The organism is Nonomuraea sp. NPDC050394, from assembly GCF_044459065.1.
Classification (GTDB): domain Bacteria; phylum Actinomycetota; class Actinomycetes; order Streptosporangiales; family Streptosporangiaceae; genus Nonomuraea.
Map to the genome: position 1 here is coordinate 952828 of NZ_JBITIO010000001.1, position 22086 is coordinate 974913.

At 69.3% G+C, this 22086-nt stretch carries 22 protein-coding genes; 12 read left to right on the forward strand and 10 right to left on the reverse strand.

What is annotated here, in order from left to right; genetic code table 11:
- Window positions 1-222: 222 nt before the first annotated feature.
- Together ACIBKY_RS04760 and ACIBKY_RS04765 are read left to right on the forward strand one after the other, a co-directional pair.
- Complete coding sequence (locus ACIBKY_RS04760; protein WP_397094427.1) at window positions 223-477, forward strand: hypothetical protein; 255 nt, start codon at window positions 223-225, stop codon at window positions 475-477.
- 289 nt (window positions 478-766) lie between these two features.
- Window positions 767-1024 carry a hypothetical protein gene (locus ACIBKY_RS04765; protein ID WP_397094429.1) on the forward strand — a complete coding sequence of 86 codons (258 nt, stop codon included), beginning with the start codon at window positions 767-769 and terminating at the stop codon, window positions 1022-1024.
- A 24-nt stretch (window positions 1025-1048) separates the two neighbouring features.
- On the opposite strand, the gene ACIBKY_RS04770 is transcribed toward ACIBKY_RS04765, so the two are convergent.
- Window positions 1049-1429 (reverse strand): STAS domain-containing protein, encoded by a 381-nt coding sequence (locus tag ACIBKY_RS04770; protein WP_397094431.1) that lies wholly within the window; start codon window positions 1427-1429, stop codon window positions 1049-1051.
- 158 nt (window positions 1430-1587) lie between these two features.
- Here ACIBKY_RS04770 and ACIBKY_RS04775 point away from each other — a divergent pair, with 158 nt between their 5' ends.
- Complete coding sequence (locus tag ACIBKY_RS04775) at window positions 1588-1971, forward strand: helix-turn-helix transcriptional regulator (protein ID WP_397094433.1); 384 nt, start codon at window positions 1588-1590, stop codon at window positions 1969-1971.
- A 734-nt stretch (window positions 1972-2705) separates the two neighbouring features.
- Here the strand turns inward: ACIBKY_RS04775 and ACIBKY_RS04780 are convergent.
- Window positions 2706-3185, reverse strand: coding sequence for a hypothetical protein (locus ACIBKY_RS04780; RefSeq protein ID WP_397094434.1), 480 nt, complete (start codon window positions 3183-3185; stop codon window positions 2706-2708).
- A gap of 90 nt (window positions 3186-3275) precedes the next feature.
- On the opposite strand from ACIBKY_RS04780, the gene ACIBKY_RS04785 reads away from it, so the two are divergent.
- The 3 genes from ACIBKY_RS04785 to ACIBKY_RS04795 all read left to right on the forward strand — a co-directional run bounded on the left by ACIBKY_RS04785 (window position 3276) and on the right by ACIBKY_RS04795 (window position 7597).
- A complete protein-coding gene (locus ACIBKY_RS04785; RefSeq protein WP_397094436.1) occupies window positions 3276-5978 on the forward strand; it encodes an ATP-binding protein in 2703 nt (900 codons plus the stop codon).
- A gap of 129 nt (window positions 5979-6107) precedes the next feature.
- Window positions 6108-6689, forward strand: a complete 582-nt coding sequence (locus ACIBKY_RS04790; RefSeq protein WP_397094437.1) for a dihydrofolate reductase family protein — start codon at window positions 6108-6110, stop codon at window positions 6687-6689.
- 113 nt (window positions 6690-6802) lie between these two features.
- Window positions 6803-7597: a class I SAM-dependent methyltransferase gene (locus ACIBKY_RS04795; protein ID WP_397094439.1), complete on the forward strand. Its 795-nt coding sequence runs from the start codon at window positions 6803-6805 to the stop codon at window positions 7595-7597.
- Window positions 7598-7614: 17 nt separating this feature from the next.
- Here the strand turns inward: ACIBKY_RS04795 and ACIBKY_RS04800 are convergent, their stop codons facing one another.
- Window positions 7615-7989 (reverse strand): ArsR/SmtB family transcription factor, encoded by a 375-nt coding sequence (locus tag ACIBKY_RS04800; RefSeq protein WP_397094441.1) that lies wholly within the window; start codon window positions 7987-7989, stop codon window positions 7615-7617.
- 68 nt (window positions 7990-8057) lie between these two features.
- Between ACIBKY_RS04800 and ACIBKY_RS04805 the strand changes: the two genes are divergently transcribed.
- Window positions 8058-8825 carry an SDR family NAD(P)-dependent oxidoreductase gene (locus ACIBKY_RS04805; RefSeq protein WP_397094442.1) on the forward strand — a complete coding sequence of 256 codons (768 nt, stop codon included), beginning with the start codon at window positions 8058-8060 and terminating at the stop codon, window positions 8823-8825.
- Between the two features lie 1154 nt (window positions 8826-9979).
- Window positions 9980-11746, forward strand: a complete 1767-nt coding sequence (locus ACIBKY_RS04810; RefSeq protein WP_397094444.1) for an alpha/beta fold hydrolase — start codon at window positions 9980-9982, stop codon at window positions 11744-11746.
- Between the two features lie 31 nt (window positions 11747-11777).
- Here the strand turns inward: ACIBKY_RS04810 and ACIBKY_RS04815 are convergent, their stop codons facing one another.
- The 4 genes from ACIBKY_RS04815 to ACIBKY_RS04830 form a co-directional block, all read right to left on the reverse strand.
- Complete coding sequence (locus ACIBKY_RS04815) at window positions 11778-12077, reverse strand: hypothetical protein (protein ID WP_397094445.1); 300 nt, start codon at window positions 12075-12077, stop codon at window positions 11778-11780.
- Window positions 12074-12421 (reverse strand): hypothetical protein, encoded by a 348-nt coding sequence (locus ACIBKY_RS04820; RefSeq protein ID WP_397094446.1) that lies wholly within the window; start codon window positions 12419-12421, stop codon window positions 12074-12076. The genes ACIBKY_RS04815 and ACIBKY_RS04820 overlap by 4 nt, the downstream gene beginning before the upstream one ends.
- Window positions 12422-12767: 346 nt before the next feature.
- Window positions 12768-13271: a DoxX family protein gene (locus tag ACIBKY_RS04825; RefSeq protein WP_397094448.1), complete on the reverse strand. Its 504-nt coding sequence runs from the start codon at window positions 13269-13271 to the stop codon at window positions 12768-12770.
- A gap of 382 nt (window positions 13272-13653) precedes the next feature.
- The gene (locus ACIBKY_RS04830; protein ID WP_397094450.1) at window positions 13654-14853 is read right to left on the reverse strand and encodes a hypothetical protein; all 1200 of its coding nucleotides are present in this window, start codon (window positions 14851-14853) and stop codon (window positions 13654-13656) included.
- 302 nt (window positions 14854-15155) lie between these two features.
- Here ACIBKY_RS04830 and ACIBKY_RS04835 point away from each other — a divergent pair, with 302 nt between their 5' ends.
- Complete coding sequence (locus ACIBKY_RS04835; RefSeq protein WP_397094451.1) at window positions 15156-16517, forward strand: hypothetical protein; 1362 nt, start codon at window positions 15156-15158, stop codon at window positions 16515-16517.
- Window positions 16518-16992: 475 nt separating this feature from the next.
- Here the strand turns inward: ACIBKY_RS04835 and ACIBKY_RS04840 are convergent, their stop codons facing one another.
- Together ACIBKY_RS04840 and ACIBKY_RS04845 are read right to left on the reverse strand one after the other, a co-directional pair.
- Window positions 16993-17574, reverse strand: a complete 582-nt coding sequence (locus tag ACIBKY_RS04840) for a hypothetical protein (protein ID WP_397094452.1) — start codon at window positions 17572-17574, stop codon at window positions 16993-16995.
- A gap of 224 nt (window positions 17575-17798) precedes the next feature.
- On the reverse strand, window positions 17799-18092 hold the full coding sequence (locus ACIBKY_RS04845) for a hypothetical protein (protein ID WP_397094453.1): 294 nt from the start codon (window positions 18090-18092) through the stop codon (window positions 17799-17801).
- Window positions 18093-18289: 197 nt separating this feature from the next.
- Between ACIBKY_RS04845 and ACIBKY_RS04850 the strand changes: the two genes are divergently transcribed.
- Window positions 18290-19378, forward strand: a complete 1089-nt coding sequence (locus ACIBKY_RS04850) for an IS630 family transposase (protein ID WP_397094454.1) — start codon at window positions 18290-18292, stop codon at window positions 19376-19378.
- 268 nt (window positions 19379-19646) lie between these two features.
- Here the strand turns inward: ACIBKY_RS04850 and ACIBKY_RS04855 are convergent, their stop codons facing one another.
- Window positions 19647-20189: a GNAT family N-acetyltransferase gene (locus ACIBKY_RS04855; protein ID WP_397094455.1), complete on the reverse strand. Its 543-nt coding sequence runs from the start codon at window positions 20187-20189 to the stop codon at window positions 19647-19649.
- A gap of 741 nt (window positions 20190-20930) precedes the next feature.
- On the opposite strand from ACIBKY_RS04855, the gene ACIBKY_RS04860 reads away from it, so the two are divergent.
- Window positions 20931-21164, forward strand: coding sequence for a hypothetical protein (locus tag ACIBKY_RS04860; protein WP_397094456.1), 234 nt, complete (start codon window positions 20931-20933; stop codon window positions 21162-21164).
- Window positions 21161-21964, forward strand: a complete 804-nt coding sequence (locus ACIBKY_RS04865) for a hypothetical protein (RefSeq protein WP_397094457.1) — start codon at window positions 21161-21163, stop codon at window positions 21962-21964. The genes ACIBKY_RS04860 and ACIBKY_RS04865 overlap by 4 nt, the downstream gene beginning before the upstream one ends.
- The last annotated feature ends 122 nt before the right edge of the window (window positions 21965-22086 follow it).

The following is a 22086-nucleotide window of genomic DNA, read 5'->3' on the forward strand; positions in this document are numbered from 1 at the left end:
CCCCGCGGGGGGGGGGGGCGCGGCCCGGGGGGGGGGGCGGGGGGGGCCCCCCGGGGGGCGGGGGGGGGGGCCCCCCCCCCCCCGGGGGGGGCCCCCCCCCCCCCCGGCCGAGCCTACGGCCCGCCACAAACCGGCGCCGCAGACTCCGACCTGTAGCGCAACGCCCCATGTCAACGCTCCGGAGTGGCGTTACACGGCAGATGAGACGGGCAGGGTGGGTCTATGCCTGAAAGTGAAGATTGGGAACAGCGCTCCCCGTCCGGCAAGCCGATGGTGCCGGCCACCCCGCGAGATGTCGCTCATGTGCGCGTGGGGTCGTTCATCCTGGTGTTCCTGGCAGCCTTCGGCGCGCTCGGCCTCATCGCCGGCATACCTGCCATCACGGGCGTGGCCGTCGTGCTGGCCATCGTCACGGCTGTCGACATGGCACTGGCCGTACGCAGGCAACGCCGAGGCAAGTCGGAGGAGGCGGGCTGACAGCGGGCGGCGGGCCTATCAGCCGCTCGCAACAGCCCCCGGCCGCCCACCAAAGACGGCCAGTGCAGGCACAGGTCGTCGGCGCGGGTCCGGAGGTCTCCCTTAAAGTGGCAGATGAGCCACTCCTATGGGCACAGGTGTTGAGAAATCGTTTCGACTCCCGACAAGAACCCGCGGAGCCCTCTTCTGTCCATGAACCACTGCCCATGAACAGCGTGAGGCGACTCCTTCACCGTCGCGCGCACGAACCTTGATCGTGGCGGCATCGGGGGTTGTCTACCCTTGGGCGATGACATTGCAGTTCGACAGTGAGTGGATCACCAGCGACAGCTGCAAGCAGATGGCCAAGGCCGAACCCCGCGGCGGCTGGGTCCTGTCCTGGCGTCCCGGCACCTACAGCCGGGACCAGGCGATCGCCGCGATGACCCGCGCCGAGAACGGCGACCTGGCCACCGACCCCGAACAACCGCTCCCGCACCCCGACGGGCCCACCTCATCCCCAAGCTCCACCAAGGAGCGGCAAGAGCCGCAAGCGGGCCCGCAGTAGCCACGAACGGCGTCCTGGGCAGGTTCAGGTCCCGTTGTGGAGCACCGCGTGCGGATCGATCAGGTCGGCGGCCACCACCGCCTGACCCAGCGTGGCATAGGCGTGCAGCAGCCTGCAGACGCCGGTGATCTCCAGAATGCGGGTGACGCGTTCGTGTGGCGCCGCCAGGTGCAGGCCGGCTCCGTGCGCGGTGTGGCGGTGATGCTGTGCGATGAGCAGGTGCAGGCCGGAGCTGTCCATGAAGGTCAGCTCGGACAACTCCAGCACCAGCGGCAGTTCGGGCCGCGGATGCTCAGCTTCGATGTAGGCGGCCAGGTGGTCGGTGTTGGTGGCGTCCAGTTCGCCGGCCACCGCGATGAGGGTGCCACCGATCAGAGCCCTGCTGTTCAGGTGCAACGGTGTCACGTCGGCCTCGTCTCCGGCCAGGTCCTCGTCATGGACGCCTGCCGCGCGCCCGGTTCTTGACGGCGGCCCTGCGTCGGTGGGTGCTGCGGAGGGTTCCTGGCTTCCTCGACCGTAACCCCTAAAGGCTCTTACATGAAAGACATTTCAGGATAAACTTGGTGATAGTCACCATCTCGACACCGCCCGTCACCGCGAGGGCCGATCGTGGGAGCACCATGCAGCCCGGCAGCCAGATCCCCGCCTGGACCTTCCTGACCCACCACGCCCGCGTGCTGCTGGAAATCGCCCGCAACCCCGAAGTACGCCTGCGCGAGATCGCCGTCGAGATCGGCATCACCGAACGCACCGTGCAAACGATCGTCAACGACCTGCACGAAGCCGGCTACCTCACCCGCCAGCGCGTCGGACGCCACAACCGCTACACCCTCAACACCGACCAGCATCTGCGCTACCCCACCGAAGCCGACCTGCCCGTACGCCGCCTGATCGACATGTTCTCCGAACGCGACCTGCCCACCGGCCCGCCACCCCACCAGCCCTGAGGCCAAGATCCCGGCCACATGAACGGCACAACGGGACGAAGCCGCCAGCCGGCGCACGGCCTCTTCCACCGCATATGGTGCCGCGGCCGGTGAACCGGCCGGCCGCCGCCGACGTCTCACCACCGTGCGGGCCGTCTCATGGCGTGCGGCGTCCCGACAGCAAGGGGCTCACCCGCCGATTACCGACGGGCGGGTGAGCCCTCCGGACGCCCGGGCCATAAGCCTTGGCCTCGCTTGGGCAATGAACCGGGTCAAGGCCAATTGCTTTCGCTCCCGTGCCGCTCGGTCAGCAGGGCCACCTGCAAGGCCGGCCCGCCACCACATGCATCCCAGCCGAAACGGCGGACGCCAACTGACAAGTGCGACTATCCACCACCTGGACATCGGCGAGCGGAGCGAAGGTGAAGCCAGCGGCTTCGCCGGGCGAGTGGTCAGGGCTGTCCAGCTCGGTACCCGACGTGCCGGCCGCGAGCCTGGGGGGGGTTGCGTCCACGGGCGGGGGAGTGGGACTCGGTCGGCCCCCACGGCCTGACCCTCGCCGCGGGGGGTCGCCGGTGCCGGGGGTGGGTAAGCAGCCGCCAAGGGTGCGCCTGCCCGATGGGAGAGGTGCGCCCGCGGCGTCCGCTGGGCCGGTTCGACGATTGCGCGACCTGGTGTTCGCCGCCGGGAGGGGGCCTTATGCGCTGGGCCACGCGGCCCTCTCCTGCTGTACAGCCGAGCGCGAGCGGTGGTCGTTATCCGGTGCGGTGTAGTTGTGTGTGCAGCCAGGGGATCCATTGGCCGGGGCCGGCTGGTAGGTCGGTGTGTTGGGTGATGGTGCCGTCGGGGTGAGGACGACTTGTGGTGCGGACCGGTCCGATGAGGACCAGTTCAGGGCCGTCGAAGTGGCCGAGGTATTGGTTGCCGGTCTCGTCGTAGCCGCCGAGGTTGGTGAAGAAGTGTGCGCGATAGGTGTCGGTCTCGGGGATGTAGTCGTAGAACTCGTAGCCGGTGTCTTGCACGAGGGGGCCGTCGAGGTGGAAGGTGCGTGACCAGTGGTGCACGAGAAAGAACCCGCCGGGGAGCCAGTGGAAGGTCGCGGTGCCGTGCAGCTCGCCGCCGGTCTCACCGGTTGAGTCGAACTGGCCGGTGAGCGACCAGGTGCCGACCAGGAAGTCGAGTCGGCGTAGCGCTGGGTCTGGTGTGGGTGGGGTGAACTCATCGTGGGCGTGCACGATCTCAGCGTGGGCCCGCGGGTGTGTGGCTGGTATCCGTGGCGACCACGTGCCCGTCACGCGGTCGCCACCTACTACCGGGGTGGTGGCATGATCGGTGAGGATGTGGCGGTGAAGGTGTCTGTGCCGGTGTCAGCGCGTGAGAGTGAGGTGCTCGCGGCGCTTGGTGCGGGCTTGTCCAATGCTCAGATCGCCCGCCGCATGCGAATCTCGGTGCGCACGGTCGAGGGCCATGTGTCGTCGTTGCTGCGTAAGTACGGGGTCGCCGACCGGCAAGCGCTCGCCGCGCGGGCCGGCGGTGTGGGTGCGGTGACCTTGCCCGGCGACATACCCGGGTTGCCGCGCTCGCGGACCAGCTTCGTCGGGCGTCGGGGCGAGGTCGAGGCGGTGCGGGCGGCGCTGGCGCGGGGTCGGTTGGTGACGCTGGTCGGGCCGGGTGGGGTCGGCAAGACCCGGCTCGCGGAGGTGGTCACGACCGCGGTGGCGGCCGAGTACCGGTACGGCGCGGCGTTCGTGGATCTGGTGCCGGTGCGCGACGGCCGGCTCGGGCATGCGGTGGCGGCGGTGTTGGAGGTGGCCGAGCACGCGGACGGGCAGGAGGCGGTCCTGGCTCGGTTGCGTCGTGGCCCGTCGGTGCTGGTGCTGGACAACTGTGAGCACCTGCCCGACGCGGTCGCCGAGTTCGTCGAGCGCATCCTGGCCGCGACCCCGGCGACGATCCTCGCGACCAGCCGGGAGCGGATCGGGCTGTCCGGTGAGGTGGTTCTCCCGGTCGCGCCGCTGCCGTTGGGCTCGGACGCCGAGGAGTTGTTCCGCGACCGCGCGGAGCTGGCGCACCAGGCCGGCACGTGCGACGCCGCGACCGTTGCCGACCTGTGTGCGCGGCTGGACGGCCTGCCGCTCGCGATCGAGTTGGCCGCGGCGCGCAGCGCGTCGCTCGGAGCTACCGGGCTGTTGACCGGGCTGGGTGACTATCTGCGGCTCTTGGCTGGTGGGCGCGGTTCGGTGGTGCGGCACCGGTCGCTGCGCGGGGTGATCGGGTGGAGCCATGACCTGCTCACCGAGGACGAACGGGCGGTGTTTCGTCGGCTGTCGGTGTTCGTCGGCGACTTCGACCTGCCGGCGGTGGCCGCGGTCATCGGGGTGGGCGCGGCCGAGGCCGCCGACGTGCTGGGGCGGCTGATCGACAAGAGCCTGGTCCAGCACCGGGACGGCAGCTGGCGACTGCTGGACACGATCCGGGCGTTCGCCGCCGAGCGACTCGCGGACGAGCCCGAGCACACCGAGGTGCGGCGGCGCTACCTGCGCTGGGCAGCCGATCTGGCCACTGACCTGGCCGTCGCTCTCGCGGGGCGGGCCGGTACGGCCTGGCATGGCGCGTTCGACGCGGTGGCGGGCGATCTTCGGGCCGCGCTGACCGGCCACGAGCAGCCCGACGCCGAAGCCCACCGGCTCGCGCGTACCCTCGGCCGGCTCACGTTCGCGCGCGGTTACCTGTGGCAGGCGCCCGGCTGGTACGCCCACGCCGCCCGGTGCGCGCCGGATGCGAGCGAGGCAGCTCGGGATCTGGCCAGCGCGGCGGACTGCGCGCAGGTCGGTAACGACGCCGACCGAGCGTTCGAGCTGCGGCTGGCCGCCGCCGACCGGGCGCGGGACGCGGGCGCGGGCAACGCGCGCGCCATCGCGCTGGCGCAGGCCGTCGAGCTGACTGGCCGGTTCCCGATGGCCTTCCGCGACGAGATCCCGTTCGAGCGGCGCCGCGCGCTGCTCGCCGAGGCGACCGCGGCCGGATGTCCGGACGATCCGGTCGTCGCGGCCCGGCTCGCCTGTGCCGCGGTGTGGACCGCCCACCCGGACACCCTGCGGCCCGAGGCCGGACTGACCGCGGCTGCCGTCGCGGCCGCGCACGCGACCGGTGACCCGGTGTTGATCAGCGCCAGCCTGGACGCGCTGCGCGTGGCCGCGATCAACGACGGTCGCGTCGCGCAGTGGCACCGGATCGCCGCCGAGCGGCTCGCGCTGCTCGCCCCGCTCGACGCGCACCACCCGGAACATGCGGTCGAGATCAGCGACGCGCGCGGGCTGTCCTCGCTGACCACGGTGGCCGCCGCCGACCTGCCGGCCGCCAGGTCGACCGCACGGCTGATCTCTGACGCCGAGCTGTCCGGCGACAGCGTGTACCTGGCGGCCGGCAAGACCGTTCCCGTGCTCGTCCTGTCCGGCGACCTCGACGACGCGGTGCAGCTCGCCGAGGACATGTGGGCGGGCTGGCAACGCGCCGGCCGACCCCGGGCGTACTTTGTCTGGCTCACGATGCCGTTCGCCGTGCTGGCGCATGGCCTGCGCGGTGACCGCGAGCGCGTCGCGCAGTGGCGGGCCCGGTCCGCGGCGATGGGTGACCCGGTGAGAATGGGCTGGCCGGAGCTGGACCCGCTGATCACCTTGGTGGACGCCCGGCTCGCGCTGCGGCTCGGTGACCTCGACCAGGCCACCGAGCTGGCCCAGCGCGCCCGGCGACTGCCGGCCAGCTCCTGGTACCGGGTACTCGCCCTCGCCGCCACCGTCGAGCTCGCGGTGGTCGCCGGCGTGCCGTCGGCCGAGGCCGATCTCGCCACGGCACAGGCCGACAGCGCGGGCAACGACTGGGCCACCGCCACCCTGCTGCGGGCCGCCGGCCGGCTCCGTGGCGACGCCGACGCACTCGCCAGATCAGCCGAACTGTGGCAACGGATGGGCGCCCGGTTCGAGCACGAGGTCACGGTAGAGCTGCTCGCTGGTCCGAAGCTGCCATAGGTGGTGCTCGCGTGCCAGGCACGTGGTCACCACGCATGTGGCGATCGCCCCACGACTGCGACGCTGTGCTGCATGGCCGACCAAGCCACCATGCCTGGTCGGGTTCTCGATAGCGAAGGAGACAACGCGATGGGCAAGGTCACCACAGGCGCCACGATGTCGCTCGACGGCTACATCGCCGGACCCGGAGAAAGCGGGTTCGACCTGCTGTTCCAGTGGTACGGCAACGGCGAGGTCGAGATTCCGCCGCGGCTGCGCATCTCCGCGGCCAGCGCCGCGCTGGTCAAGCCCGAATGGGACGACACCGGCGCGCTGATCGTCGGCCGGCACCTCTTCGACATGACCAACGCCTGGGGCGGGCGCCACCCGATGGACGTGACCACAGTGGTGCTCACCCACCAGCGCCCCGACGACCGTCCGGACGACGACGACAACTTCGTCTTCGTCACCGACGGCATCGAGGCGGCGGTGGCCAAGGCCAAGGAATTGGCCGGGGACAAGAACGTCGCCGTCAACGGTGGACAAATGGCCCGTCAGTGCCTGGAGGCCGGTCTGCTCGACGAGGTCGGCATCGAGCTGGTACCGGTCGTGCTGGGCGGCGGCAAGACGCTGTTCGGCGAGCTCGGCACCGCACCGGTGCAGTTCGACGGGCCCATCGCGGTCGTCGAAGGCACCGGCGTCACCCACCTGCGTTACCGGGTCAAGAAATAGGGACCCCGACAGGGCAGCGGCCTCGCACGCACCGCTGCGTATAGGTGTGTTGCGCACCAGTGCCCGTCTGGAGGCCTGTCCGGGCCGGGCACCGAGTGGATTGGAGATGCGCGGTGACCGAGCAGACTGAACGGCTCGCCCGGTTGGCCCGGGCCTGGGACGAGGCCGCCGACGGGTACGAGGCATACTACGTTCCCCGCTTCGCCCCCTGGGTGGCCACCGCGGTGCGGGCGCTCACCCACGGGCCACTGTCCGAAGGGCCGGTCCTGGTCCCGTGCTGTGGGACATTCCCGGAGCTGGACGCGCTAAGCGAGCACCTGCCCGAGCGCGAGATTGTCGGCATCGACCTGTCCGCCGGCATGATCCGCCGGGCTCGCGAGCGCGCCGCACGCCATCGGCAGGCGGCTGTCGTCCAGGGCGACGCCTCGACCCTCGACCCGCGGTGGTCGGGCACGTGCGCGGCCGTGGTGTCGGTGTTCGGGCTTCAGCAGTTGCCCGAACCCGACCTCGCCATACGGTCGTGGGCCGCTGCGCTGCGCCCTGGCGGACGCCTGTCTGTCGTCTTCTGGCCCGACATCACCGAGGACGACGGGCCGTTCGCGCTCCTGGCCAACGTCGTGCGAGCGCGTGTGCCCGCCGGGGACAGCTCCTGGGAACGCCGGCTCCTGCCAGCTTTGACAGCGCATGGCCTCGTGATCGAGCGAGACGAGCATCTGTCCTACCCCATGTCCCACCCGGACGCGGCGACGTTCTTCGACGCCCACACCCGCTCAGGGCCGCTCCGGGCGCTCGCTGCGGCCCGCGGCGATGCCTTCGTCAACCAACTGCGCGAGGAATTCCTCCGTCGCGCCCCGGCCGGTGAATGGCACCACCAACCGCGCGCCCGCCACATCGTCGCCCGCCGCTGATCGACCCCTGTCGGAAATCACCTATTCCCGACACCCCTCGAAGACGAGCCGACCGATATATCAGCTGCCTGGCGGTAGGGCTCGTTCGAGAGCGGAGGATCGTGATGGGGGCCGGAGTCGGTGTTGGCGAGCAGGGTCAGGCTGGCGACGAGGCCGGCGACTTCGGGGGAGGCGAGCCGGTAGCGGACGACGCGTCCGAAACGGTGGGAGGTCACCAGTCCGGCCGAACGCAGTACCGCCAGATGGTTCGACATGTTCGGCTGGGTGACGCCCATGCGGCCGGTCAGCTCGCCCACGGACGCGTCTGCCTCGGCGAGCGACTGCAAAACGGCGAGTCGGACCGTGCAGCTCAACGCGCGCCCGATCGCGGCGAGCCGGTCGTTGCTATCCATCAGTGTCTGATGATACCTTCCGCCACATATCAGCGTTCAGTGATGTATTCGCGCGGGGAAGGCAGATCATGGTCAGGAACGCCGTCGTCACCGGTGCCAGCAAGGGCATCGGGCTGGCCATCGTCACCGCGCTACGCGACGAGGGATACCGGGTCGTGGCGGGAGCACGGACGATCAGCTCCGAACTCAGACAGCTCACCCCCTTAGCCGTCCCTGTGGACCTCCGCGCTCCCGGCGGCCCCCCTCACCTCATCGACACGGCCATGACCGAACTCGGCGGCATCGACCTGCTGGTCAACAACGTCGCCGGCACCACCGGCCCGCACCCGGGCGGGTTTCTGTCCATCTCCGACGACGACTGGCGGCACGCCCTCGACCTGACCCTGTTCAGTGCCGTACGAGCCAGCAGGGCCGCGCTCCCCAGCATCGTCGAGCGCAAGGGCCACATCATCAACATCGGTTCGCTCAACGCCCGCCGCCCGGCGGCCCATCTGATGGACGTCTCCGCTGCCAAAGCGGCCCTGGCCAGCCTGGGTAAGGCCCTCGCCGAGGAGTTCGGCCCCCAAGGCGTCAGAGTCAACACCATCTCGCCCGGACCCGTACGTACCGCCGTGTGGACCGAACCAGGCAGCACCGGGGACGCGCTCGCGAAGAAGGCCGGCGTCTCTCGCGAAGAACTGCTGGACTCCCTGCCCGCCGCCCTCGGGATGTCCACCGGGCACATGACCGAACCGGCGGAGATCGCTGCCCTGGTCGTGTTCCTGGCCTCCGGAAAGGCGCCCAACATCAACGGCTCCGACCTCATCATCGACGGTGGCCTGCGTAAAGAGTGGTAGGAGTAAGGACAGCAGGCCTCGTTCGAGCGTCGGTCATCATCCGCCAACGGGCTGGTCCACTGCGTGACGCGACTTCGTGGACAGCGGCAGGAGCGGCCTGGTGACAGCTTCCTCAGCTGCTGGCCGACGCCGTCGCCGAACTCCCGGTCGCCGCCGAGCAGCGCACCGGCTACCAGCGCTCGCACCGGCGGCACTGGATCGACGCCGACGGCGACGGTTGCTCGACTCGCGCCGAAATCCTCCTCGCAGAGGCCATCACCCCGCCGCACGTCGACGCCGACTGCAAGCTGACCGGCGACTCCTGGCGCTCCTACTACGATGATCAGATGGTCGCCGGCCCGGCCACGCTGGACGGCGATCACGTCGTGCCGCTGGCCGAGGCCCATGACTCCGGCGGCCACAGCTGGCCTGCCCTCAAACCTGACCGCCCCGTGGCACCTGGTCGCCGTCTCCGCCCGCAGCAACCGGCAGAAGGCGGATCAAGATCCCGCCACGTGGATGCCGCCCCATCAGCCCGCCCGCTGCAGGTAAGCCGCCGAATGGGCCGCGATCAAACGCCGCTGGCAGCTGACGATCGACCTTGCCGAGCAGCAGGCCCTGACCGCGCTCGGCACCAAATGCCCCACCTAGCGCCTACCCGAACTCGACAGCGACCCCCGCTAAGCCCCTGCCAGACCCTCCATCACGATGACGTGTGGCGCGGGCCTTCGGCCACCCACGCCTGGGGGCCTTGCGCCACATCGGAGAGTCCATCCCGCACCGCCCCACGTTCCGCAGCTTGGCGATGCCCGCACCGAATCGCCAGCATCGCCGATACCGCGCGCCAAGGGCGGTGTAGCAGCAACCTGCGATCGCGTTTCGTGGGTGCGGTTCAGCGGCCCTTGTCGCTGAACCGACCTCTGAAACGGGTCAACGCCTGGACGCTCGCCCGCGTGGATGCGTGCCGCAACGGCGACCGTTCTTGAAACACTCGTCCAGGCGCCGCCCTGTTCGCCCCGCTGGCCGAGCCGGCCGGCTTCCGGAGCTTGAGGCGCTGCTCGTGTGACAGCGAACGGGCAGGGCTTCCGGTCTACGAGCTCCTGGGAGCAGGCTCCTACCGGGAAATCCTCCCGATGGCGGAGGAAGCCGCAGTCGCCAGGAACGACGCTAGAAGAATGATCATCCATGCCATAGGGCTCCTGCCGGCGGCGGGCATGGTGCCCGGCACACCACCCGTGTCGTCGCCGGAGGGCCTGCACGAGTGCGCTACCGCGACCTCACGCTGCGATGGCACCCTCCAGGTCCCCCTCGACTGGGGCGACCCCGCCTCTGGACGCATTACCGTGGCCTTCGCCTTCCTGCCGGCCGCCCGCGCCGACGGGACGGTGTTCGCCAACCTTGGCGGCCCTGCCGAGTCCCTGCCGGACGTTCCCCTGGTGCAGCAGGCGCTCGGCCCCGTACTGGAGCGGAAGAACCTCCTGCTCATGGACCCGCGCGGACTCGGTAAATCCTCTCCGCTCACGTGCCCGGGAGCCGCTCTGGCCAAGCCGGAAACCATCGCCCCCTGCGCCAGGAGCGTGGGCCCGCGCGGCGCGTACTTCACCGCTGACCAGGCCTCACACGACCTCGACGCCGTCCGGAAGGCGCTCGGCCTCGGCACGATGAGCTACTACGGCAACTCCTACGGCACCGTGTACGCCCAGGCCTACGCCGCCCGCTACCCGGCAGTCCTGAACGCGATCTTCCTCGACAGCACCATGATCGTGGGCCGCGACGGATTCGTGGGCTGGAGCAACTTCGCCATCAGGGTGAGACAGCTCGACATCGTCTGCGCACGGTCGAAGGCCTGCGCCAGACTACCCGGCACGGCGTCCGGAACCTGGACCCGGCTGGTGAACCGGCTCCGCCAGCACCCCGATCCGCACGTTTCGGTGTTCCAGACCTTCGCGGTCGGCCGGGCGGCCGAGCCGGTGTTCGGCCGGGAGGCTACCGCGGCCGCGCACGCCTACCTGCACGGCGACCCCGCCCCGCTGCGCCGCCTGGCCAGGCTCATTCCTGCCACCCGACCGCCAGTCGAAGAGCCGGACTTCGGCGGATACCTGGCTTATCGCTGCGGCGACGGAACCTTCCCCTTCGACCGGCAGGCCACCGCCGCCGACCGTCGGACCCAGGCCGAACGATATTACGACCGGGTGAGGCCACTTGCTCCTTACAAGATCACCGACGTCTTCGCCGGGATCGGTGGCGTGGAGCCGTGCATCGACTGGCCGACTCCGCGGCACAGCCCGCCGCGCCCGCCCGCGACGGCGCTGACGGCCGTGCCCGTCCTGGCGATGACCGGAGAACTCGACATCAACAGTCCCGGCGAGGTGGCACACTCCCTGCGGGCCTTCCCGAACGCGACCGTCGTCGGGGTGCCGTTCGGGCCACACGCTCTGGCTCGATTCCCTTCGCCCATGGGCGATTGCGTCCGTGACATGCTGCGCACCTTCCTGACCACCAAGCAGGTCACCGACCGCGAGTGCACCGCCGAGAACTACCGCGCCCTCGGCGTCTTCCCCGAGACCGTCGCCGACCTGGCGCCGCACCCAGCCCGCAAGCTCACCTCCACCCAGCGGCGGGTGCTGGCCGCCGCCTTCGCCACCGCAGCCGACGCCGCCGCCCGCCGCAACCCGGGCAGCTTCGTCTACCCGAGCGTCAAGAACGAGCCAGGGCTGCGCGGCGGCCGGGTCGCCTTCGGCGACGTCATCGCCCTCGACGACGTGCGCTACGTCCGCGACCTGCCGGTGAACGGCACGGTCACGCTCTCACCGGACGGCCGCGCCACAGCCACCCTCACGGCCGAGGCCAGCGGCCACACCCACGACATACGCATGACCTGGACGGCCTTCTCCACAACCCCGACCCTGACCGGCACTTTCGACGACATCCCCATCAACTGACCCGGCCGCTGCCCGAGCCGCTTCCGCCCGGTCACCGGAGCGGCCCCGGGTCGACCCGCCCGCCCGTCGCCATCGCTGGCCAGGGTGGCGAGGTCGGTGTAGACGTGGGCCAGGTCGGTGGTGAGGGCGGACAGCAGAGCGACGTCGTCGGCCAGGCGCTGCCGTACCCGGTCAGACGCTGGGCGGTCTGGGCGAGGCGGCGGCGGGCGCGGTAGGCGGCCTGGCGGCAGCGCATGGTGCAGAAGCGGGCCGGGCGGCCGGTGGCGGCAGGCTGCAGCGGCGTGTCGCACACCGGGCACCGCACGGCGGCCGGGCTGGTGGTGGGGGTCACGGGTTCTCCTGCTCGCGGGCGCGCTCGGCGAGCAGTTGGACCAGCCGGGCGCGTTCGGCGGCGATCACGGCCGGGTCCTCCGCGGTGTCGCCGGGCTGCGGGCCGCGCGTGAGCGCCTGGCCGTCGCCGCGGCGGCGTGGGCGTAGCCGTCCGCCGTCCGGTTCGGGGGCGCGGCGGCCGGTGCGTGCGTAGGTGACGCGGGCCAGCCAGCGCCGGTCCATTGCCGGCGTCGGCGCGTCCTCCCGGCCACGACCGTCGCGCTCGTCGGGAGTGACGTGTCGGGCGAGTACGTCGCGGTGGAAGACCTCCGCGGGGTCCGGCCCACATAAGCCCAAAACCCACATTCGATCTTGCTGTGCTGTCGATGTACCGGATAACGAACCCGAGACGCGCAGCAGCCGTTCGGGCGAAACCGCAGGTCGGCTCTCTGAGACCAAGGCCGATGTACCGAATAAGGGTCTGCTATCGCGTACATCGACAGACCTCGTATCGTGCCCTCCGACGGAAGCTCTGACCTGCGGGAACGCGGCCACGATGTGGGTTTTGGGCTTATGTGGGCCGGACCCCTGATTGCGCCAGGAACTGACTTCGACGGGCCGGAGCAGTGGCCCTCGTAGCGCTACGGCCGACATCCGTTCCGGACACGACCAGTATGAGACGGCCCGCGAGGCCAGGCGCATCGCCGGCGATCTAGGCCGCCACGCGCTCGCGGATCTCGTGGACCGGCGCCAGGCGCTCGTACGCCGGAATCAGGCGGGCACCCAACGCCCGGGCGCCGATCACCATGGCGGCGGCGGCCAGGACGATGTCCTTGAAGATGTACTGCGCCTCCAGCGTCGGCGCGCCGGGGAACAGATCCGTGAAGAACAGGGCGTACGGTGCGAAGAACCCAGCCATCGCACCGGTCATCACGACCAGCCCGGTCTTCAGCAGCTTGCCGGTGACCAGCGTGAGACCGATGAAGACCTCCATGCTGGCGATCACGAACTGTGCCGCGTAGCCCGACACCATTCCCAGGGACAGCTTCTCCAGTGTGGCCACCGACAAGGCCTCCGCCGGACTGACTCCTGGAAAGTACTTGAGCGTCCCGAAGGCCACGAAGACCAAGCCGAGGCTGACGCGCAGCACGTCAATGCTGTGGCGAGACAGCCAGCCGGTCAGTTTGACGATCATGTTCTCGATGGTTCCGGTCATTACGCACTCCCCAGTGGATGCCGTTTTCGTCTGGGTTCAGACTCGCGAAAACGTCGCCGGATAGCGTCAGGCCGGCGGACGCACTTGGGCTACGCCGTCGCGCGTACGATGAGCCCGCCAGTACCAGCCCTTCGGCGTAAGGGGTTCTCCCAGGGGAGGCCGTCGGCCACGTCGGAGCGCACGAGACCCGTACTCCGCAGAGAGTAGTTCGCCCGAATCCGGCTGCGCTCATCTCATAGCGAAAACAGCGCAGACGTGGTCGAAGTCCTTCTGCCGGACGGGCACGACCGAAGCGCTGACCTGCGGCAGAGGACTACACCTTGGCTCAGATGGGCATTTCGGCCCCACTCGACTCCGGGATGTGATCGTCAGCCCGACCAGCTCAGGGCAGCAGGGCTTGGCCGACGTGCTCGATCGCCTGCTGCAGGGCACTGAGGCGGGCGAGCTCGGCGCGGTGCACCTCCAGCACCTGGGTGATCGCCTCGGGCGGGATCTGATCGCGCAGGGCGACGGCGGCGCCGCGGTAGCTCTCCTGTACGGCATCACGCGCCCGGACGGTGTGCCCGTGCGCGGAGCGGGCCAGCTGCAGCGGGTGGGTGGCGAGCACGGCGCGGTGGGCGCGGTAGCCCGGCGGCATCGCCTCCAGCAGCCAGCCGGTCGCCTTGTCCGGCCAGCCGTCGGCGCCGGGCACCGGCACGTCGGGCGGCCAGCCGTCCGGCAGCCCGCGGCCATCGTCGGCGACCGCCGACACCGCGGCGTCGACGGTGGTGGCCGGTTCGTCCCAGGGCAGGCGGGTGCAGTCGACGCCGTCGATCGGGGCCAGGCCCAGCAGCGGCATCCACTCCTGCCGCTCCACCAGCCCACCGGCGAACCCCTCGCGGACGTCCTCGATCCAGCTGACCAGCCCTTCGCGCTCGCCTTCTGCGTCCAGGCGCAGCCGGTGCAGGCGGCCCGCATCGTCCGGTGGGATCTTCACCGGTTGCGGGTCAGGGTCGGGCGACTGCTCAGGTACAGGCCCGATCGTAGCCCGGACTCGAAAACACCCGGGGGCGGGTCGGCCCGCCCCCTGCACGTCTGCGGTGTCGGCTGGCCAGAGCGGCGGGCCACGCCCAGGGACAGGGGTGAGGGCGATCACCTCGGCCTGCAGTTCGTGGTGCGGGTCGTAGTCCATCTCGCGGTAGCTGGCCCGGCGCAGGCATTCCAGCACGGCGGGCAGGTCGTCGGCGGTCAGGGCCTGGCGCAGCCGGCCGGGCCAGTCCGCGCGGCTGGGCAGCTCGTTGTAGCGGTGCAGGCGCAGGTCGACCGCGCGGTGGATGGCGGCCGCCGCGGCGTCCGCGCGCTGCTGCAGGTCGCCGAGGTCGGCCAGGCGGCGGCCGACGTCGCGGAGCCGGTTGGCGTGCTCGGCGATGAACGCCTGCCCGGCACGCTGGGCGGCGCGGTGGTCGCGGGTGGTGCCGGCGTGCCCGCTCGGGTCGCCGCGCAGCGACAGGTAGCGGCGTTCGGCCGACTGGCGCGAGCGCACCTCCAGCGCGGGGGCGAGCTGGGCCCAGGTGATGCCTTGGGCGCGCAGCGACTCGATCACATACCCTTTGCTGGGCTCTTGGAGTTCAACCTGACGCGTCGAGTTGATCAAGCCTGGCCGTCATCCCGGCCATGTAGGGGTGCCGTTAACCAACATGGCACCAGCCGCCATAGAGGGCCCTGACCTGGTATCTCAGCTCCCCGCTTCCGACCGGGTGTCGTGGGCTTTATTGCAGTTCACCGTTCGTGAGGTTCTGTGGCTTGACGTTGTCAGACGGTCCTCGACCTGGATTACGCAAGATCAGGCAAGAGCCCCTTCGCGGCACGGGGAACTCGCACATGGAAGATCGCGTCAAAGCCTGCATGAGATCCTTTCGCGTGTTCCTGGCGGCTGCTCTCACCATCCTGGGCGCCGGATGTGGCGGCGACGTGGCGGCCTCTGCGGCGCTGCTTCTGCCTGAGCAGCCAGGAGACCTCCATCTGGAGCAGATCGTCACATCGGAGGCCGGGCAGAATCCGATCACGGCGTACGCGGAGGGTGACGCACCCGGTGACAGGACGCTGGCCGTCGTGGTGACAGAGTCGGAGGACTGGGAGCAGCCGTACGACTGGGAGCCGCCGCGCAGGGGAAAGCCCATCAAGCTCGACAAGCACGAGGCGACCATGGGCGGATCGGGGCGGCACCGCTGGATCAGCTGGCCGGCCAAGACGAGCCAGGACTTCGAGTCGTTCGCGGTGCTGGGCCACGGGTTGTCGGAGGCCGAGCTGATCAAGGCGGCCAACGGAGTGGCAGAGGATCTGCGGCGGCCCCGGATCGATGCCGCGCATCTGCCTCAGGGGCTGGACCTTGTCAAGACCGGTTCGCTGCCGATGGGCAGCTGGCAGGCGGAACTCGGCGGAACGGAGCAGGTCTGGACCAACCGGCAGGCGCGCGCCAGAGTCTCCGTCAGCCATTTGCCCGGCGACGCCGGCATGGCGGTTCTCGCCGGTGCCACGGTCAGGGGAGAGCCCCGGGAGATCCGCGGCACCACCGGCCTGGCGGGTGGCGACCTGCTGTCCAGCGGATCGCTCAGCCTGGACTGGGTGCACGAGGATTTGGCCCTCATGATGCCCAAGGTCCGGCTCTGGCGTGAGAACGGCGTGATCGTCAAGGTGTCCGCGCTGGGGCTGGCCGACGAGGTGGTGGACGCGTTCGTACGAGGTCTGCGCCCGGCCGGTCCCGAAGCCGTCGAGCGGGCGCGCAGTCAGATCCTGGAGTACCCTCCCGACCTGCTGTTCCCGCCCGTCGACGATGAGAACCGTCCATTGCGCGTCGTCACGCACGGCAGGAACGCCGAACGGGCCTGGGCCATGAGCGCCGGACTGCAGGACGGAACCTTCACCTCCGAGTTCCGTGTGCTCTCCCGCCGAGCCAAGATCGTGGATGGCGGCGGCGGGACCTTCGAATGGAAGCCGGAGTACGGCCGGGTGCCGCTGACGATCACGCATGACGTGCTGGAGCTCGACCTGCCCAGCGACAACGTGCTCATCGGCTTCGCGGGGACCGGAGTACGTAAGGTGCGCATCAGCTACTCGGACGGTACCTCGGCAGAGCTTCCGCTCGGCCCGGCGCGCGATCCAGGCGGCGTCCGCTGGTTCTCTACCGAGGTAAAGTCCCGCTCGTTCGAGCTCTCCGCCGAGATGAAGGACGGCAAGGTCACCGACACCGTACGGCGCATCCCCTGAGCGGCCTGATCACAGGTATCGGTCAGGGAGTGCCTCTCCGGTATTCGCGGGGGAACATCGTCGCGGTCAAATGGGCGTAGACATGTTCATCCTGGCGCCGCCGCCAGGGTTGTGATTGGGCCGGGGCTCAACCGGTTCTTAGATAATTAACGTTATCTGGCAAGATAGCGATCGTCGGCGTAGCGCGAGCTGGCGTCCTCCTCCCGAACGTGGCCCCTGCCCCAAAGTGGAAGGTTGCCGCAGGTTACGGACGTGCTTGCCGGACAGCACAGCGCCTGGTTTCGGCATCGAACAGGCGGGCCGACGATGCAGCCGAATCTCCGCAGAACGCGCCGCCGTGGCGCTGACCTGCGGCTGAGCAATCTCGGACATCAGACAGAATCGAAGTTCTGAGTGGTCACGGGCTACCTGGCGGCTGGGGCCACGTACGGGAGGAGAACGCCTGAGGGAGCGATACCCGCCGGCTACGCGATGTTCATTCCTGGATCCTTCTGCAGACGCCTCGCGCTCGGTCCGCGGCACTGGTGCCGGCCGCATCGGTCACGGCGATCTGGACATCGAAGGGGCGGCCCACCACGCAGCCAACCCGCAGGGTGGATGAGTTCTTGAAGTAGGTCTGCTCTACTCCGTTCATCGTCCACGTGGTGCTGAACGGTGGCGTCCCGTCGATCTGCGCCGTGCAGACGACCAGAGCGGCGCCGGAGTCGCAGTTGAGGTACCGGATGCTGGCAGTTCTGCGGTCCGGGCACGTGATTCGCGTGTCCCCCATAGTCTCCTCGACGCCAAGCGAGTAGATGATCGTGAGCTCGATCTCGAGCGTCTCGCCGGGTTCGCAACTCACCAGGATGTTCCGGATGTTGTTGAACCTGAGAAGGGGGTCGCCATTGCTCGTCCATCCGATGAAGTCGGTGCTCCTGCCGTCGGCCTTGACCGGGACGATGCAGACGATGTCGGGTGTGTTGGTCAAGGCCGGTCTGCACACGGGGTCGTCGGGCGCCTGGGCGTGGGCGGCGCCTGCTCCCGTCAGCAAACCTCCGAGCACTGCGGTCAGCAGCACGAAGATGGCGACTAGTCGTGGTCGCATCCGATCTCCTCATCAGGTAGACGCTGATCGATGAGTGGCCCGCGCGGACTACTCAGCTACTTCGCGCGCGAAAGGGCCACGGATCACCAGCTCCAGCGTCTGGCTGGCGCAGCGTGGTCAGGACACGCTCGCCTGCACAGTCCAGGCTGCGCCCGAGCCGCCAGGCCACAAGCAAGATCAGCTAGTGGTCGCGCCCGTTAGTTCGTCGGGGGTCGCGGGTGGTGCCAGGCTGTTGTGTCGCCGAGGTAGAGGCCGCAAGCGCAGTCGAGGGCTTCCTGTGGGGTGCCGGTCGGGTAGCCGCTGGGCAGGACAGATTTCTCGTAGTCGTCGTGGCTGGCGCGGTAGATGGCGAACCCCCAGCTGGTGGCGGATCCGGCGTAACGCAGCCGCATGAGGGGGAGGGTGGTGCCGTCAGGAAGCTGGCCGGCGATGTAGGCGAACTCGCCGTGCCAGCGGGACGGTAATGCCAGTGAGCTGGGACCAGCGCTCACGTGCCCGGGCGGTTAGTCGCCGGCTCAGGGACGTCCGGGTGGAGTCGGGGTGCCTGGCCATATGGCCATCATGCCCTGCTCTGGAGAGTGCACCATGAAGTTACATGCCCTGCAGTCCCTATGTCGTAGGCCTCTGCGAGGCCAGCCGCGCTGAGCTGGAGTCGGTGTCCCGGCGCGCTTCAGCACCCTTTCGCCTGGTGCTCCGATCACGGATCGTGCTGCTGGCCGCGGCCGGCACGGCGAACCGGGTGATCGCCGAGCGGCTCGGCATCTGCGAAGACACGGCCCGCAAGTGGCGGCGCCGGTACTGCGAACAGGGCATGGAGGGATTAGCCGATGCCCCGCGACCGGGCAGACCCCGCCTGTTCCCGGCCACGGTGGTCGCCGAGGTGAAAGCCCTGGCGTGCGAGCTGCCCTCCGCGAGCCAAACGCCCCTGGCCCGATGGACCTGCCCCGAACTGGCCCGCCATGCGGCAGCCAGCGGCATCGTTCCAGCACCCTCGTCATCCACCGTGCGCCGCTGGCTCGCCGCCGACGTGCTGAAGCCCTGGCAACACCGGTCGTGGATCTTCCCCCGCGACCCGCACTTCGCCCTCAAGGCATCCCGCGTCCTGGACCTCTACCAGCGGGAATGGGAAGGGGCACCGCTGGGTGAGGATGAGTACGTGCTCAGCGCCGATGAGAAACCTGGTGTTCAGGCCCGGATGCGCATCCACCTCCCGCTCCCGCCGGGGCCGGGGCGGGGGATGCGGATCGAAAGCGAGTACCACCGGCTCGGCACCCTGGCCTACCTAGCCGCCTACGACATCCACCGCGCCCACGTCATGGGCCGGTGCGAGCCGACCACCGGCATCAAACCGTTCACCGCACTCGTGGACCAGGTCATGCAGAGCGAGCCGTACGCCTCCGCCAGACGAGTCTTCTGGGTCGTGGACAACGGCGCCTCCCACCGCAACTGGGCGGCAGCAGCCCGGCTCAACAACGCCTACCCCAACGCCCAGATGGTCCATCTGCCCATCCACGCATCCTGGCTCAACCAGGTCGAGGTCTACTTCTCTGTCATCCAGCGCAAGCTTCTCACCCCTGACGACTTCGAGGACCTCGACGAACTCGCCACCCAGATCCTCGCCTTCGAAAAGCACTACAACGCCGCAGCCAGACCCTACGACTGGAAGTTCACCCGCACCGACCTCAACCTCCTCCTGACGCGCATCAGGAAGCACGACCGACACGCACCACACCCACAAGCCGCACGACCCCGACGAATTAACGGGCGCGACCACTAGGCGCTCGATCCCGCGGCTCCCGGCCCTGGCCGCTGCGCGGCCGGGGGGATGGCGAAGGCCCCGGCGTCTGGCGACGCCGGGGCCTTGTCACGTGTGCGTACCCGGTGTGCGTTTCGCCTCTCGGTGAAAGGCTCAACGCGGCTCCAGCCGAACGGTCGTCCGCGAAGGCGAGAGGTGAGGCCCGGGGACACTGGGCACACCGGCCACGGGACGTGGAACCACCAGCCGCCCGCCGATGTTCCCGCCTCCGGCCGGGGGGCGGGCCGGCTCAGGTTCCGGTCACGACGCTGCGACGCTCGATGAGCAGCCCGTCCCGCCACAGGTCGTGATGACGGCCGACGCGCTCGCGGGTACCCACGACGCGGAAGCCGAGCGCCTGGTGCAGCGACAGGCTCGCGGCGTTGCCGGGGAAGACGCCCGACTGGATCGTCCACACCCCGGCGTCCTCGGCCGCGGCGATGAACGCGGTCAGCAGCGCGCGGCCGATGCCGTGGGCCTGGCAGCCCGGGTGCACGTACACGCTGTGCTCGACCACCCCCGCATACACCGGCCTGCTCGACACCGCGCAGGCCGCGACCCAGCCGACGACCTCGCCCGTCTCGGTGTCGACGGCGACCAAGCGCAGGTGCGGCAGCTTGCCCGCCTCGAAGCCCTCCCACGAGGGAGCCACCGTCTCGAAGCTGGTCTGGCCGGTGTCGAGGCCGGCCTGGTAGATGGCCAGCACCTGCGCCGCGTCGCCGGCGCGCATCGGCCGGATTCCCAAGCCGGGCCCGATGGCGGGCTTGACAGCCTGGACGATGGCCGAGTGCACACCGTCACCGTGGCCGGCCGTGAGGGCGCGACCGGCGCGAGGTCACCGTACAACGGACCGAGGTCGAGCGCCGGGACGTAGAACCCTCCCCAGATGATGGCCAGGACGTCGGCGAGCGTCAGGTGGGTGTCGGCGAGCATGCGTCTGGCGGCACTGTACGAAGATCGTGAAGGGTCCAGTTCGCGCCGAGGACGTCGTTGGCCCACTTGCGAAAGGACCCTTAGCGTTACCGTGAGCGCCTGATCGGTTTAGCGGTCCAGGCCGGTGCCTCTTGTGACAAAGGGGGCCCGCTGCGGCAACAGCGGACCCCAGGAGTCTTTGAGTCTCTGCCTACTCCAGTCAGTGACCTCAAAGCTGCCATCGCCGAGCGATGGCAGCGCGGACAACGACCAAACACAACGTGTGGTCATTCCGCCTCGCTGACATTGTGTGCGCCCACACCCGGTGATTCTGGCTTTCGGGCCTGGATCCGAGCACTTCCGAACGCATCCGAACGCCTACGAACGCGGTTGAACGCTAGCGACCACGGGAGAACAATATGGGCGAGAAGCATGGGGGGATGCCCACGAAATAGCCGCATAGGGGCGTTTTGTCCGGTTTGTAGTTTGGCCCGACTGTGGTCCTTTCCATGAGGCATCATGACTTTCACACGCGAACCCTTGTGGGCGGCAACCCTCATTCGCGCTATCCCATCCTCCTGCCTACTCCAGGCAATCGACCCAGAAATGGGGGCGGTGCGCCATGCATGCCCAGGCTCATCTCGACCCAGCACACCACAGAACCCGTCCGAACTGGCGGACAATCCTCCTCATCATCATCCTGCTGATCTTTGCGATCACTGCGCAGAGCAAGGGCATGGCCACCGAGGTGATCGTCTTGGTGATCACCACAGTCACGACCGCGGTCTCGCACCTGTTCGGCTTCCCCGCCAGCAAGGAGATCCTCTCGCTCGCTACGCCTCAGCGGTCGGCATGACGACCCCGACGCAGCACACCACGACACTGCCCCTGGTCAACGACCCCGCCTCGTCGGCCAATGAACGCGATCTGGCAATCTTCGTGCAGGCCAGAGCCGACTTCCAGTCCGCGGTCAGTTCTCTTGTAGATCTCCAGAACGCTGAGGACGTCCAAGAGCTATGCCGCCGGGCTCGTCTCTCGCCCGCCAACCTGGCCAGGCTCATCGCTGGAGAAATGGTGCCCTCGACCTTCGTCGACAACCTGTCTCAGTGCCTTGACCTCACCCCCGGGCAGCGTCACGACCTCAAGGGGATGTGGTCGCGAATGGCCAAGTTCCGGCGAGCCCTGCCGGGAACCAGCGTCATGGACATCAGCGATCCTTTCGAGGACATCGTGCGCCGGCTCAACCTGGTGAACGGCTCCACCCAGGGGTCCGTCAGTGCGAGTGATGTCTTCCGCCATCGCGAGGATGTCCCGGGCTTCCAGCTCAAGCCCGATCCTCTCGCCGCCCTGAACAAGGAGGAACTACTGCGGATAATGCGAGAATTCCATGTCTGGGCGGGCGAACCGTCCTACCGCGAGATCGCCTTGCGTTCCGGGAAGATGGTGGGAGCCAGCACCCTGTGCGAGGCTCTCAATCCGAGAAAGGCACCGCGCCTGCCCTCTCTGAAGGTCGTGACGGCCTTCATCCACGGTTGCGGTGGCACCGACGACGACCTCACGCTCTGGACTACTGCCTGGCGCCGTGTCCGCATGCAAAAGAACACCAACCGGACCACCGTTCCCCTGTCGGTCATCAGTCGGCGACAGGCGGGGTAGTAGAGCGGCTCGCCCTGGCTCCTGACGCAGACGCCCGCTGCGGGGGGTCTGGTGCTGGCGGCCACCAGGTCCAGCTCTTGGCCAGGTGGGCAAGAGCTGGTCGTTGACCACCTGGCTGCCGA